A 13537-nucleotide genomic window follows, 5' to 3' on the forward strand; every position below is an offset into this window, starting at 1 on the left:
GGGGCTAGTGTTCTGCCGCTTCCGGCTGGGGCGCTTCGCTGCGCTCCCGTTGCAGTTCATCGACCCTGGCCTGCCATCTGTCCTGGGCCTGTTTTTGCCCCTGGGACTCGAATTCCTGGCGCATGGTGTCGATTTTTTGGTCAAGTTTTTCCATCAGGATGTCTCCTTACATCTCGGGTTACACACTGGCTGACGGCACTGTTTGGCCAACCTGCTCACCCGATTGGACACCAGGTTTTCCCCAATTGTCCAACAAAATAAACGATTGATTATGCAAAAACCAATCTAGAAAATGGGTTAAAGCTCCTTATGAAACCCCATCATCCACCCTGAAAACGCCTGATAAAAATACTACTTTTACCATTTATATCAATATCTTGATATCTATCACTCGCTCAATGGCTCCCTTGAGATCGGCATGACGGGGATATGCACATTTTTTTTCACAAAAACGCCCCGATCTCCAGGTTTTGCGACCGGAAAGGCCCCCATGTCCATCCAAAAATGCGATGGGTTATGACACAACCCATCTCTTTAATGGATAGATAATCCCCAACCCCGACCCTGCGGCTTGCCAACCCGACCACCAGCAGGTTCGCTTGTTACCCATCCGGGCATATCCCGCCCCACTCCCGCCCCGATAAAATGAAGCCGCACCACGCCTGCTGAGCGGGTTGTTGCCGCTCTCATCCCCTCTCGTCGGAGTCATGACATGGATCTCTTCTGGTGGTTTGCCCTGCCCGTCGCCGCAGGCACCTTCTATGGGTGCTATTTCTGGAACCAGCGCCATGCCCAGCCCGACTGGCTGCGCCTGCCCACCCGCGCCGACTACCTGCACCAGCATCCCGAGTGCGCCACCGACGATGAACATGGGGCGCGCTGCTGCGCCTGCGGCTCCGACAAGGTGCTGGGCCACCCCCAGACCGGCTGGCCTGATCATCGCTTTCGCCACACCTGCCTCGCCTGCGGCAAGGCGCTCTTTCGCACCGAAGAGCCCCCGATATAAGCATCCACATTCGCCCTTTTTGTATGGCGATGGCAGATGCTGACACCCGCGAAGCAGCAAAGAGCACGCGCTCGGGACAGGGAGACATCTCAGATGGAAAAGGATTTAACCGCACTGAAGCGCAAGTGGCTCAAGAAGCATCTGCAAGCGCTACGGGCAGTAAAAGACGAGGAACAAGAGAAAGGGACCATGCTGGCATTTGTCGGCATTCTGTGTGCACTTTTGCCAATACTGACTGCGGCTGTCTACTTTGTGGGTATGCGTTATTACCACGGCTACCTAGGACAGTTCGGATTGAAGAGCGATGAGTTCTCTCTATCCCCAGACACCACCTTATTTCACGGATTTTATCTGCTCATTCAACTGTTCTTACCCTATGTGCTACCGCTCGTTACAGCAGTAGCCGGACTGTTTCTCTCGCTCACATTTTTATTTTTCAAAGTGAAATGGCGGCTGAGGCTCTCATGGTGGTTATTTCGCTTTGTCGAGCGGCTTACCATTGTACAAAAAGGAGGCAAGATTGCTCATCACTATCCTGCTCCGTTTACCTTCCACTGTTTGAGCTGGTTAAAACGTACTTACTTCAAATTTACTGTTTTTATACTGCCTCCCTTGCTGGTCATCATGGCGTCAGAACACATCAAACCTATGGGGGAGGAGCTCGCTAAAGACCAAATCACCCACCTCGAACAAGGCAACTGGCCAGAGAGCGAAGCCCATAGCCAGTCCCCTCTGCTGGGGGATGAACCCCATATCCGCATCGGCTGCAACACCTCCCACTGCGCCTATCGCCTCAAGGGGGGTGACACCCTGATCCTGCGCCTAGACCAGATAACCGAAACCCGCTACCAGCCTGACAAGGCCGTCCCGAAATAGACGGCATGGCGCAGGCGTCCTGACAGAGAGAGCGCCGACCAGGTCATAATGGGTTGTCGTTTGTGACCCTGTTTCGTACTATTGCCCGCCACTGCGAACCCCCTTTTCCTGCCCGGGCGTCACGCACGGCGCGGGCCCACAAACGGATAGCGATCCCATGACATCTCTGACCCACTGCTCGGTGCTGGCGATGACGCTGGTTGCACTGCCCGCCCTCGCCTCCGGTGACGGTGACGGGTGCGGCTTCTGGCTCACCGACTGCCCTCTCCCCACCTATCCGCTCTATCTCAACGAGAACGACACCCGGGGCAACCTGCTGATGCTGCTGGGGGATGCCCAGCATCACCCCCTCCCCTTCACCCTGCCGGCAGATCCGCTGAACGAGCGCAGCCAGCCGCTGTTCTACCTCACCCGCCTCCCCCAGCCGGAGGAGGTGGAGGACCCGGCGCTGCGCGAGCAGCTCGGCAGCCGGCTGGCCGCCTACGACCCGTCCCTCCCACCGCTGCTCGAGCACTACGCGGGCCACGACTCCCTCTACGGCCACGCCATCTCCAACTCCCTCTCCTCGGTCAGCGCGTTTCTGGACGCCCTCGAGCAGAGCGAAGTGCCCGCCCCGGAGCGCACGTCGCTGCTGCGAAGCCGTCTGCTGATCCTGGGACAACAGGAGAGCCCGGCCCCCGCTACCGAAATGAGCGATGCAGCCCTTGAGTGGCAGGGGTATCTGCAGTCCGCCCGGCACTTCTACGAGAGCCGCTTCGAGGAGGCCCGCGCAGGCTTTGCCGCCTTGCAGCAGGCCAAGGCCCCCTGGGTGGCCGAGAGCGCGACCTACATGGTGATGCGCACGGAGATCAACCTCGCGATGAAGGAGGCGAAGGACGAATACGGCGATCAGGACGTGACCAGGAGCGACAAGGAGGCCCTTCGCCGCGCCATGGCCCAGGGTCAGGCCTATCTGGCGGCCTACCCGCAAGGGCGCTACGCCAGCTCGACCAGAGGACTGTTCAGACGCATCCAGTGGATGGCCGGTGATCTCGGCGCCCTGCGGGATGCCTATGACGAGGCCATGGCAACCCGCCAACCCTTGCCGGCGCTGGAGGCCCTGGTCAACGAGATCGATCTCACCCTGCTCAGTGGCGATGCCTATCGCCATCAGGCGGCCTATCAGGACTCGGCCCAGCCGGCGCTGCTGTTCGTCAATGCCCTGCGGGGTCTCAGACCGACCTATGAGCGGCCGCGGGACTGGCAAGATGCCCATCTGGACGACGCCATCGCGCACCTGCAAAAAACCGGTCACCAGGCGCAGGCGGCCTATCTCAAGGCCTACGCCCTCTTTTTGGACAAGCAGTTCGAGCAGGTGCTGGCCCTGCCCTCCCCGGGGCAGGAGGACGCCACCCTGGCATTCAGCCACCAGATGCTGCGCATCTGGGCCTGGCAGGGCATGAAGGCCTTCGACAAGGCCGAGCAGGCCCTGATGGCGCTGGTGGCCTCCCCCCTGGGTCAGGCCCAGCAGGCGTTCGTGGAGAACGTGCTGGCGGATCACTGGGTGCGCACCGGCAACACGGCCGCCATCTTCCAGCCGGGCAGCCCCATCACCCAGCTGCGCATCCGCGCGGCCGTGCTCAAGCAGGAGGCCGACCCCGCCCTGTTGCGCCAGCAAGCCAGTCAGGGCCCGAGCGCGGCGGAGCGGCAGATTGCGCTCCATACCCTGCTGGTGCGGGATCTCATCGCCAGCGACCCGGCCACCTTCTTGCAGGATGTGGCCCTCATCCCCGCCGATTACAAGGAGGCGACCCCTCCCGCCGACGCGCCCTGGGAGCCCGTGCCCAACGGGGATGTGCGCCTCTCGGCGTTCCAGTGGCGCGGAGAGGGGACGCCCCAGGGCTACCACTGCGGGGATCTGGCCCAGACCCTTGGCACCCTGGTGCAGCGCCCCGACGATGGTCATGCCCTCAACTGCTTCGGGGAGTACCTGCGCAGCCGGGATCCCCATATCGACCTGTGGCAGGATCGCGAGATGATCTGGGGGCTGGCGCAAGACGAGCGTCCCACGTTCCCGAGTCGCCTCGCCCTCTATCAGGCCGTGATGGCCAACCCCAAAGCGGAGCCCGAAGACAAGAGCTATGCCCTCTATCGCGCCATCCAGTGCTATGCCCCCTCCGGCTACAACAGCTGCGACAGCCAGGAGATCCCCAAACGCACCCGGCAGGCCTGGTTCAACACCCTCAAGCAGCGCTATGGCAACTCGGTGTGGGCCAGATCCCTCAAATACTACTGGTGAGCCATGAGCAGACCCCCTGAGCGCGCCCTGCTGGCGCTGCTGCTGACGGCCCTGGCCACCCCCCTTGAGGCCAGTGTCGATGCCAGCGCCTATCACGGGTTCTGGCTCTGGTCCGCCACCCGCCACCAGCCGGTACTGGAACAGGCCAGCACCCTCTATCTGCATCAGGGGGAGATCCTGGACAGGCCCGGCGGCCCCCGCTTCGTCAAGCTGGGGCGGGTTCCCTCCCCCCTCAAGGCCGGGCAAGTCTGGCTGGTGGTGCGTGTCAACGCCCTCCCCCTCTCCCCCGCCCACGAGCAGGTGCTGGTGCGCCTCTACGAGGGGTGGCGCGCGGCCGGGGCCAGGGTGGCGGGCATCCAGATCGACTTCGATGCGGCGACCCGCCAGCTCGATCGCTATGGCAACGCCCTGCAACAACTGCGGCGCGCCCTGCCTCCCGGGTGCAAGCTCAGCGTGACGGGGCTGCTCGACTGGGCGAAAACGGGGGACGTGGCAGAGCTCAATCGCCTGCCCGTGGACGAGCTGGTGATCCAGACCTATCAGGGCACGCGCACGGTGCCGGGCTATCAGGCCTATCTGCCCGCCATGGCGCACCTGACCATCCCGTTCAAGGTAGGGCTGGTGCAGGATGGGGAGTGGGATCCCGCCTGGCAGACAACACTGGCCGCCTCCCCCCACTACCGGGGCGAGGTGGTCTTCCTGCTCAACCGCCCGGCGCCGATCCCGGGGACCAGCCCCCCTGTTCCCCGGCATGACGCCCACTGAGACGCGGGTGAACCCTATCGGGACACAGGTGCAAGGGCGTGCCCACGGCAAGCGGCAGTGGCCGACCCTGATCCGGCTGGTGGCATCCACACCGGGCGAGATGCCGTGCGAGAGGAACGCCGCCCGGGCCACCACATCGGTCAAGCCCGCCATCGTGCTGCGCGGCGCGCGCCGTCACAAACAGGAAGAGAAACAAGGATGACATTTGCCGAGATGGACCCCGCCCACCTGCCGCTGGCCCTGCTGCTGGAGGCCGATCCCGCCGCGTCGCGCATCGCCGCCTACCTGCCCGGGGCCTGGGGCTTTGCCGCCCTGGCGGACAACGAGGTCGTGGGGGCCTGCGTGGCGGGCCTGGTGGGGGAGCAAACCGCCGAGATCTTCAACATCGCCGTTGCCCCCAGCCGCCAGCAGCAGGGCATCGGCTCCGGCCTGCTGCGCTTCGTGCTGGAGAACCTGGCCGGGAAGGGGATAGGCCGCGTCGAGCTCGGTACCGGCAGCTTCGGCCACCAGCTCGCCTATTACCAGCGCCACGGCTTTCGCGTCCATGCCGTCGTGAAGGATCACTTCCTCATCCACTATCCCGAGCCCCTGATGGAGCACGGCATCCAGCACAAGGACATGCTGCGCCTCTCCCTCGCACTGGCGCCGGACACCGCCTCCCCCTGACCCGAGAGGGAAGCCCCGCTCTCCCCCTGATGGCCGCCCCCTGTGGTACACTCCGCCATCCCCTGTTTTTGGTAGGCATGCGATGAAATCAGCCCGTCCCCGTCTCTCCCTCTCCGCCCGCCCTGACGCAGGCCGCACGGCCAGCGGGCCCACCACGGTGCACCTATCCCAACGCCGGGAGGCCCGGCACGCAGGGAGAGTCAACGAGCGCAAACCGGCCCCCGCCCCGGCGGATCGAAAGCTGCTGCTCTTGAACAAGCCCTACATGGTGCTCTGCCAGTTCACCGACGAGGCGGGCCGCGAGACCCTCAAGGATTACATCAAAGAGCCCGGCATCTATGCCGCGGGCAGGCTGGATCGAGACAGCGAAGGGCTCTTGCTGCTCACCAACGACGGCAAGTTGCAGGCACGCCTCACCCAGCCGGGAGAGAAGACCCCCAAGACCTACTGGGTGCAGGTGGAAGGCATCCCGAGCGAGGAGAAACTGGCGGCCCTTCGCGCCGGTGTGGAACTGAACGACGGCATGACCCTGCCCGCCGGGGCGCGCATCATGGATGACCCTGCGGTGTGGCCACGCAATCCGCCCATACGCGAGCGCAAAGAGATCCCCACCTGCTGGCTCGAGATAACAATCGTGGAGGGGCGCAACCGCCAGGTGCGGCGCATGACCGCCCACATCGGCCACCCCACCTTGCGCCTCATCCGCTACGCCATCGGGGAGTGGACCCTCGATGGTCTGGCGCCGGGAGAGAGCCGCGCCCTGCCCGCTCCCGAGCTGGCCCCCGCGCCACGACCAGCCGCCACGCAAGGCAAACCACGGGCATCCGCCGCAGCCGGGGGCACTGGCCGCAGTGCCCCCCGCACCGCCCGGCCAACAGATCAGGAGCCACCTCAGGGGCGGGAGCGCCGCAGGGCAGACCCGCGCCCCGGCAATCGCAGCGGCGGGCGCACCACCGCCCGCCGTCCGGCTCGCACCAAGCCCTCTGAATGAAGGCGACAGCGGATCTGCATCGAGCGCCCCTGCCGGGGCACAGCCAACAAGACAAGGAGTCCTTATGAGCGATCACCCACCGCTGCCCACCCGCCTCACCGTGGCCGCCCTGGTGCACTGGCAGGGGCGTTTCTTGCTGGTGGAAGAGGAGATTGCGGGCAAGCGCCGCTTCAACCAGCCCGCCGGCCACGTGGAGCCGGGAGAAGATCTCATCCAGGCGGCCTGCCGCGAGCTGAAGGAGGAGACCGGACTCACCGCCGCGCCCACCGGCTGGCTTGGGGTCTACCTCTTCAAACCGGCGGACAGCGAGGCCACCTTTGTGCGAACCGCCGTCATCTTCGACCTTGAAAAGTCGCCCGGTCAGCACCATCCAGAGGATCCCGACGGTGACGTACTGGCCTGTCACTGGCTCAGCCTGGAGGAGATTGCCGAGTGCAAGCCCGCCCTGCGAAGCCCCCTGGTGTGGCAGTGTATCCAGGACTATCTGGCAGGCACCCGCCTGCCGCTGTCGGCCCTCAAGGCTTTCATCTAAGCGCCATTGGACGCTCTTTTTGACGCTATGGGGCCGAGACAAGAAAAACGATTTCCCGCCACCGGGCTTCCAAGGGGAACGGCGGCAGGGAGATGTGACCGGGGGCGCAAAACTCTGGTAGAATACGCCCCGTTTAAACGAACTGGTAACTTCGACTAATGACAGACAACAGCCAAATCAAGGTGATCGTCGGCATGTCCGGCGGCGTGGATTCTTCCGTCTCGGCCTACCTGCTCCAGCAGCAGGGCTATCAGGTCGAAGGCTTGTTCATGAAGAACTGGGAAGAAGACGACACGGACGAGTACTGCTCTGCCGCCCAGGATTTGGCTGATGCCAAGGCCGTCTGCGACAAGCTGGGGATGAAACTCCACACCATCAACTTCGCCGCCGAATACTGGGACAACGTCTTCGAGCACTTCCTGGAAGAGTACAAGGCGGGTCGCACCCCGAACCCGGACATCCTGTGCAACAAGGAGATCAAGTTCAAGGCGTTCCTGGAATTCGCCGCCGAAGAGCTGGGGGCCACCTACATCGCCACCGGCCACTATGTGCGCCGTGACGACAGCACCGGCCGCCCGCGCCTGCTGCGCGGTCTGGATACCAACAAGGATCAGAGCTACTTCCTCTATACCCTGAGCGAAGCCCAGGTGGGTCAGAGCCTGTTCCCGGTCGGGAATCTGGAAAAACCTGAGGTGCGCCGCATCGCCGAGCAGCTGGATCTCATCACCGCCAAGAAGAAAGACTCCACCGGTATCTGCTTTATCGGTGAGCGCAAGTTCAAGGACTTCCTGGCCAAGTTCCTGCCCGCCCAGCCCGGCCCCATCGAAACCGTGGACGGCAAGATCATCGGCGAGCATCAGGGGCTGATGTACCACACCCTGGGCCAGCGCAAGGGGCTTGGCATCGGTGGTCGCAAAGATGCCACCGAAGAGGCCTGGTACGTGGTGGACAAAGAGGTGGAGCGCAACACGCTCGTGGTGGCACAAGGGGAACACCCCCGCCTCTACTCCGACGGCCTGGTCGCGAGCCAGCTGCACTGGGTGGATCGCACCCCCATTCGCGCGCCGCGCCGCTGCACCGTCAAGACCCGCTATCGTCAGGAAGATATCCCCTGCCTGATCCAGCCCATCGACGATGAGACCATCCGGGTCATCTTCGACGAGAAGCAGGCTGCGGTAACCCCGGGCCAGTCCGCCGTCTTCTACGACGGGGAAGTGTGTCTGGGCGGCGGCATCATCGAACAACGTTTCAGCCATCCGGTCTAAGGGCTGGGCGCTCACGAGCGTCCGCGCTGTACTCCCTTCTCCCCTCGCGGGAGAAGGGTTGGGGATGAGGGGGTAACCACCCTCACCCTGACCCTCTCCCTGAGGGAGTGGGGACAAAGAAAAACAGTACCAGGCAGCGATACATGATTGGCAACGTCCAGGCCGGATCATGGCATCGGCCGGTGAAAGAACAGAACAGGGCCGTGAAGATATGAGCGACAAATTCCAAGACAGAACCATGGCCTTCGCAGGCATCTGCCAGGCCGCCTATCTGGTGCAGAAAGTGGCCCGTGACGGCTCCTGCGACGAAGCCTCCCTGCGCGAGAGCCTGCAAAGCATTCTGGTCACCAACCCCACGCAGCCGCTGGAAGTGTTCGGCAGCCACCTGGCCATTCGCGACGGCTATCGCGCCCTGGTGGAACAGCTGGGGGCCGACGGCAGCCAGAAGAATGCCGAGCTGACCCGCTACGTGGTGAGCCTGATCGCGCTGGAGCGCAAGCTCGCCAAGCGCAAGGACATCCTCAACATGCTGGGGGAGCGGATCAGCCAGATCGGCCGCCAGCAACAGCATTTCGATCTGCTCGACGAGCAGATCCTGGCCAACATGGCGAGCATCTACAGCGACCTTATCAGCCCCATCGGGCCGCGCATCCAGGTGGCGGGCACCCCGCTCTTCCTGCAGCAGCCCCTGGTGCAGCACAAGGTGCGCGCCCTGCTGCTCGCAGGCATCCGCGCCGTGGTGCTGTGGCGCCAGCTCGGCGGCAGCCGTACCCAGATCATCTTCGCCCGCAAGAAGATGGTGGAACTGGCCAAACGATTTTAACCCCCACACCAATCATCAGGAGTTCACCCCATGGAGCTGTCCGCGCTGACTGCCGTTTCCCCGATTGACGGTCGTTATGGCGACAAGGCCGATGCCCTGCGCCCTATCTTCTCCGAATTCGGTCTGCTGCGTTTTCGCGTCGAAGTCGAGGTGCGCTGGTTGCAAAAACTGGCCAGCCACGCCGGGATCCCGGAAGTCCCTGCCCTGAGCGAGGCAGCCAATGCCGTGCTTGACGGCATCGTCAGCAACTTCAACGAGCAGGATGCCGCCCGCATCAAACAGATCGAGCGCACCACCAACCATGATGTGAAAGCGGTGGAGTACTTCCTGAAAGAGAAGGTGGAAGTGAACCCGGAGCTGGCCGCCGTCAGCGAATTCATTCACTTCGCCTGCACCTCGGAAGACATCAACAACAACTCCCACGGCCTGATGCTGAAGACCGCCCGGGAAGAGGTGATCAAGCCTTATTGCGAAAAGCTCATCGGCGAGATCAAGCGCCTGGCCGTCGAGTACCGCGACATGCCGCTGCTGTCACGCACCCACGGTCAGCCGGCGACCCCGAGCACCATGGGCAAGGAGATGGCCAACGTCGCCTACCGTCTGGAGCGCCAGCTCAAGCAGATCATGGCGGTGGAGCTGCTGGGCAAGATCAACGGTGCCGTGGGCAACTACAACGCCCACATCAGCGCCTACCCGGATGTGGACTGGCACCAGTTCTCCGAGGAGTTCGTCACCTCTCTCGGCCTGACCTGGAACCCCTACACCACCCAGATCGAGCCCCACGACTATATCGCCGAGCTGTTCGACGCCCTGGCCCGCTTCAACACCATCCTGATCGACTTTGACCGTGACGTCTGGGGTTACATCTCCCTGGGCCACTTCAAGCAGCGCACCATCGCCGGCGAAATCGGCTCCTCCACCATGCCCCACAAGGTCAACCCCATCGACTTCGAGAACTCCGAAGGCAACCTGGGTCTGGCCAACGCCGTGTTCCAGCACCTGGCGAGCAAACTGCCCATCTCCCGCTGGCAGCGTGATCTCACCGACTCGACCGTGCTGCGCAACCTGGGTGTGGCGGTGGGTTACTCCCTGATTGCCTATCAGGCGACCCTGAAGGGCATCTCCAAGCTGGAAGCCAACGCGGACGCCATGGCCGCCGATCTGGACGCCAACTGGGAAGTGCTGGCGGAACCCATCCAGACCGTGATGCGCCGCTACGGCATCGAGAAGCCCTACGAGAAGCTCAAAGAGCTGACCCGTGGTCGCCGCGTCGACGCCGAAGGGATGCGCACCTTCATCGACACCCTGGCACTGCCGGAAGCGGTCAAGGTCGAGCTCAAGAAGCTGACCCCGGCCAACTACATCGGCGACGCCCAGCGTCTGGTCGATCTGCTGAAATAAGTGATGTAACCGAACCGGCGGGGGCTCTGTCATGACGGCAGGGCCCCCGTTGATTTTGGCCCATTTGATATGATCACCCTCTATCGGGCCATTTCAGAGCCCTTGCCCAAGCCCGCCTTGGGCAAGCCCTCTCACAAGATACGAGAAGCACCATGTACCAACTCAATCTGGATATCGCTCACTTCCTCGAGCACTACTGGCAGAAGCGCCCGCTCCTCATCAAGGGCGGTTTCACCGACTTTCAGGATCCCATCAGCCCGGACGAGCTGGCGGGTCTGGCCATGGAAGAGGTGATCGAATCGCGCCTGGTCACCCGCTTCAACAACAAGTGGGAGGCGGCCCACGGCCCCTTCGAATCCTACGATCACTTGGGGGAAGAGAACTGGACCGTGCTGGTGCAGGCGTGCAACCACTGGGTACCCGAAGTACACGAGCTGGCGGTACCCTTCCAGTTCATCCCGGGCTGGCGCTTTGACGATGTGATGGTGAGCTTCTCCACCCCTCACGGCGGTGTCGGCCCCCACATCGACAACTACGACGTCTTCATCACCCAGGGGCAGGGCAAGCGCCACTGGCGGGTCGGCGATGCCAAGCCCCTCGAGGAGTTTGCCGCCCACGCCGCCCTGCTGCACTGCGAGCCGTTCGAGGCGATCATCGACGTCATCATGGAGCCGGGCGACATCCTCTACATCCCGCCCGGATTCCCCCACGAGGGCTACGCCATCGAGCCCTCCCTGAACTTCTCCGTGGGCTTCCGCGCGCCGGACGCCAAGGCCCTTGTCTCCTCCTTTGCCGATCACCTGATCGACAACGAGATCCGCACCGAACGTTACGGCGACCCGGACCTCCAGCCCCGCGCCCGCCACGGGGAGATCCAGCCCCATGAGCTGCACCGCCTGCGGGAGCTGATGCAACAGGCCCTCGACGACGAGACCCTGTTCAAGGAGTGGTTCGGCACCATGATCTCCGAGGCCAAGCACGATCTGGACGTCAATCCGGTGGAGCCGGACTACAGCGCCGACGAGGTGGCCGACCTGCTGAGTCAGGGGGAGCCCGCCATCAAGGTGCCGGGGTTGCGCAGCGTCTGGTTCAGCGGCGAGAGCCGCACCTGCTACATCGACGGCGAAGCCTGGACCCTGCCAAGCGAGGATCCGGCCGCCATCGCACTCCTGTGCGACAAGGACATCATCACCCAGGACGCGCTGGTGGAACTGGCCGATCAGGCGGGCTTCCTGCAACTGCTGACCCGGCTGGTCAACCGCGGCTACTGGTTCTTCGGCTGATCCAGAGGGCTGCCGCCCCTCCCGACGTGCCGGGAGGGGCGGCGTTTTTTTCCGCTGTAGGCCAACCGGCTCCTGCCTTGCGCTGCTTCGCCCTGACGCCACGGGAGGGAGTGACTACACTGGATGACGGCCAACGGCATCGGGCCGGATCGCCCCCGCAATGGGGCCCTGTTGTTTGTCATTTAACAACATGGGATCGGGCAGGATGCGAGGCCAGAAATGGGAACCAAATGGCCTCAGTTGCGGAAAATCAATTATTTTAGCCCCTAAAATGAGCTGTGAGCGAAAACGTTATCTTTCAAATTGAGGCCGTTTTCGCTCAAAACGTTGTTTCTGGATCATAAAAAGTATCCAAAAACTGGTGTATATTGCACGGCGGAAATTCCTTAACCATGAAGACTGACATGAAAAAGACCAAAATCGTCTGCACCATCGGTCCCAAGACCGAATCCAAAGAAATGCTGGGCAAGATGCTGGATGCCGGCATGAACGTCATGCGCCTGAACTTCTCCCACGGCGACTACGCCGAACACGGTGGTCGCATCAGCAACCTGCGCGCTGTCATGGCCGAAACCGGCAAGCACGCAGCCATCCTGCTGGACACCAAGGGTCCGGAAATCCGCACCATCAAGCTCGAAGGCGGCAACGACGTCTCCCTGGTCGCCGGCCAGACCTTCACTTTCACCACCGACCAGACCGTGGTGGGCAACAAAGACAAAGTCGCCGTCACCTATGCCGGTTTTGCCAGCGACCTGCGCGTCGGCAACCGTATCCTGGTTGACGATGGCCTGATCGGCCTGGACGTCATCGAGATCACCGAACGCGAAGTGATCTGTAAAGTCCTGAACAACGGCGATCTGGGCGAGAACAAGGGCATCAACCTGCCGGGCGTCTCCATCAAGCTGCCGGCCCTGGCCGAGAAAGACAAGCGCGACCTGATCTTCGGTTGCGAGCAGGGCGTCGACTTTGTGGCCGCCTCCTTCATCCGCAAGAAGGAAGACGTGCTGGAAATCCGTGAGCACCTGAAGGCCCACGGTGGCGAGGCCATCCAGATCATCTCCAAGATCGAAAACCAGGAAGGCCTGGACAACTTCGACGAGATCCTGGCCGTGTCCGACGGCATCATGGTCGCCCGCGGCGACATGGGTGTGGAAATCCCGGTGGAAGAAGTGATCTTCGCCCAGAAGATGATCATCGAGAAGTGCAACAAGGCACGCAAAGTGGTCATCACCGCCACCCAGATGCTGGACTCCATGATCAAGAACCCGCGTCCGACCCGCGCCGAAGCCGGCGACGTGGCCAACGCCATCCTGGACGGTACCGATGCCGTCATGCTGTCCGGTGAGTCCGCCAAGGGCAAGTACCCGCTGGAAGCCGTGACCATCATGGCCACCATCTGCGAGCGTACCGACTCCGTGATGCCGTCCAACCTGTCTGCCGCCAACGACAGCAACAAGCTGCGCATCACCGAAGCGGTCTGCAAAGGCGCGGTCGAGACCTCCGAGAAGCTGGACGCCCCGCTGATCGTGGTCGCCACTGAAGGCGGCAAGTCTGCCAAGGCCATCCGCAAGTACTTCCCGAAAGCCTGGATCCTGGCCATCACCACCAACAAGAAGACCGCTGCCCAGCTGGTGCTGACCAAGGGTGTGGT

The 13537-nt window shown here is 62.8% G+C and carries 14 protein-coding genes; 13 read left to right on the forward strand and 1 reads right to left on the reverse strand.

Annotation, left to right across the window (positions count from 1 at the left end):
* Positions 1-4 precede the first annotated feature (4 nt).
* Positions 5-154: a hypothetical protein gene (locus tag AB5Y93_RS17455; RefSeq protein ID WP_010673628.1), complete on the reverse strand. Its 150-nt coding sequence runs from the start codon at positions 152-154 to the stop codon at positions 5-7.
* A 558-nt stretch (positions 155-712) separates the two neighbouring features.
* On the opposite strand from AB5Y93_RS17455, the gene AB5Y93_RS17460 reads away from it, so the two are divergent.
* From AB5Y93_RS17460 to pykF, 13 genes are all read left to right on the forward strand, one after another.
* Complete coding sequence (locus tag AB5Y93_RS17460; RefSeq protein WP_053288271.1) at positions 713-1006, forward strand: hypothetical protein; 294 nt, start codon at positions 713-715, stop codon at positions 1004-1006.
* 93 nt (positions 1007-1099) lie between these two features.
* The gene (locus AB5Y93_RS17465) at positions 1100-1882 is read left to right on the forward strand and encodes a hypothetical protein (protein ID WP_368229942.1); all 783 of its coding nucleotides are present in this window, start codon (positions 1100-1102) and stop codon (positions 1880-1882) included.
* Positions 1883-2039: 157 nt separating this feature from the next.
* On the forward strand, positions 2040-4160 hold the full coding sequence (locus AB5Y93_RS17470) for a hypothetical protein (RefSeq protein ID WP_368229943.1): 2121 nt from the start codon (positions 2040-2042) through the stop codon (positions 4158-4160).
* 3 nt (positions 4161-4163) lie between these two features.
* Positions 4164-4925, forward strand: coding sequence for a DUF3142 domain-containing protein (locus tag AB5Y93_RS17475; RefSeq protein WP_042864178.1), 762 nt, complete (start codon positions 4164-4166; stop codon positions 4923-4925).
* A gap of 7 nt (positions 4926-4932) precedes the next feature.
* Entirely contained in the window at positions 4933-5127 is a 195-nt protein-coding gene (locus AB5Y93_RS17480; protein ID WP_319872942.1) for a hypothetical protein, read from the forward strand.
* Positions 5124-5591, forward strand: coding sequence for a GNAT family N-acetyltransferase (locus AB5Y93_RS17485; RefSeq protein ID WP_368229944.1), 468 nt, complete (start codon positions 5124-5126; stop codon positions 5589-5591). The genes AB5Y93_RS17480 and AB5Y93_RS17485 overlap by 4 nt, the downstream gene beginning before the upstream one ends.
* A gap of 82 nt (positions 5592-5673) precedes the next feature.
* Positions 5674-6582 (forward strand): 23S rRNA pseudouridine(2457) synthase RluE, encoded by a 909-nt coding sequence (gene rluE / locus AB5Y93_RS17490; RefSeq protein WP_368229945.1) that lies wholly within the window; start codon positions 5674-5676, stop codon positions 6580-6582.
* A gap of 64 nt (positions 6583-6646) precedes the next feature.
* On the forward strand, positions 6647-7114 hold the full coding sequence (locus AB5Y93_RS17495) for an NUDIX hydrolase (RefSeq protein WP_010673620.1): 468 nt from the start codon (positions 6647-6649) through the stop codon (positions 7112-7114).
* A 158-nt stretch (positions 7115-7272) separates the two neighbouring features.
* Positions 7273-8379 (forward strand): tRNA 2-thiouridine(34) synthase MnmA, encoded by a 1107-nt coding sequence (gene mnmA, locus AB5Y93_RS17500; RefSeq protein ID WP_319885597.1) that lies wholly within the window; start codon positions 7273-7275, stop codon positions 8377-8379.
* Positions 8380-8590: 211 nt separating this feature from the next.
* Positions 8591-9202 (forward strand): high frequency lysogenization protein HflD, encoded by a 612-nt coding sequence (gene hflD, locus AB5Y93_RS17505; protein WP_010673618.1) that lies wholly within the window; start codon positions 8591-8593, stop codon positions 9200-9202.
* A gap of 30 nt (positions 9203-9232) precedes the next feature.
* Positions 9233-10603: an adenylosuccinate lyase gene (purB, locus tag AB5Y93_RS17510; protein ID WP_042014264.1), complete on the forward strand. Its 1371-nt coding sequence runs from the start codon at positions 9233-9235 to the stop codon at positions 10601-10603.
* A 152-nt stretch (positions 10604-10755) separates the two neighbouring features.
* Positions 10756-11886 carry a cupin domain-containing protein gene (locus AB5Y93_RS17515; protein WP_368229946.1) on the forward strand — a complete coding sequence of 377 codons (1131 nt, stop codon included), beginning with the start codon at positions 10756-10758 and terminating at the stop codon, positions 11884-11886.
* A 404-nt stretch (positions 11887-12290) separates the two neighbouring features.
* Positions 12291-13537 (forward strand): pyruvate kinase PykF (gene pykF, locus AB5Y93_RS17520; protein WP_368229947.1); only part of this gene is annotated, 1247 nt, incomplete at its 3' end.

The organism is Aeromonas sp. R10-1 (assembly GCF_040908465.1).
Taxonomy (GTDB): domain Bacteria; phylum Pseudomonadota; class Gammaproteobacteria; order Enterobacterales; family Aeromonadaceae; genus Aeromonas; species Aeromonas caviae.

What these genes read in the sequence shown, in the direction of transcription:
- AB5Y93_RS17460 (WP_053288271.1), top strand. Translation starts at nt 713, where the DNA reads ATGGATCTCTTCTGGTGGTTTGCCCTGCCCGTCGCCGCAGGCACCTTC.
- AB5Y93_RS17515 (WP_368229946.1), top strand. Translation starts at nt 10,756, where the DNA reads ATGTACCAACTCAATCTGGATATCGCTCACTTCCTCGAGCACTACTGG.
- AB5Y93_RS17495 (WP_010673620.1), top strand. Translation starts at nt 6,647, where the DNA reads ATGAGCGATCACCCACCGCTGCCCACCCGCCTCACCGTGGCCGCCCTG.
- rluE (WP_368229945.1), top strand. Translation starts at nt 5,674, where the DNA reads ATGAAATCAGCCCGTCCCCGTCTCTCCCTCTCCGCCCGCCCTGACGCA.
- purB (WP_042014264.1), top strand. Translation starts at nt 9,233, where the DNA reads ATGGAGCTGTCCGCGCTGACTGCCGTTTCCCCGATTGACGGTCGTTAT.
- hflD (WP_010673618.1), top strand. Translation starts at nt 8,591, where the DNA reads ATGAGCGACAAATTCCAAGACAGAACCATGGCCTTCGCAGGCATCTGC.
- AB5Y93_RS17455 (WP_010673628.1), bottom strand. Translation starts at nt 154, where the DNA reads ATGGAAAAACTTGACCAAAAAATCGACACCATGCGCCAGGAATTCGAG.
- AB5Y93_RS17470 (WP_368229943.1), top strand. Translation starts at nt 2,040, where the DNA reads ATGACATCTCTGACCCACTGCTCGGTGCTGGCGATGACGCTGGTTGCA.
- mnmA (WP_319885597.1), top strand. Translation starts at nt 7,273, where the DNA reads ATGACAGACAACAGCCAAATCAAGGTGATCGTCGGCATGTCCGGCGGC.
- AB5Y93_RS17485 (WP_368229944.1), top strand. Translation starts at nt 5,124, where the DNA reads ATGACATTTGCCGAGATGGACCCCGCCCACCTGCCGCTGGCCCTGCTG.
- AB5Y93_RS17465 (WP_368229942.1), top strand. Translation starts at nt 1,100, where the DNA reads ATGGAAAAGGATTTAACCGCACTGAAGCGCAAGTGGCTCAAGAAGCAT.
- AB5Y93_RS17475 (WP_042864178.1), top strand. Translation starts at nt 4,164, where the DNA reads ATGAGCAGACCCCCTGAGCGCGCCCTGCTGGCGCTGCTGCTGACGGCC.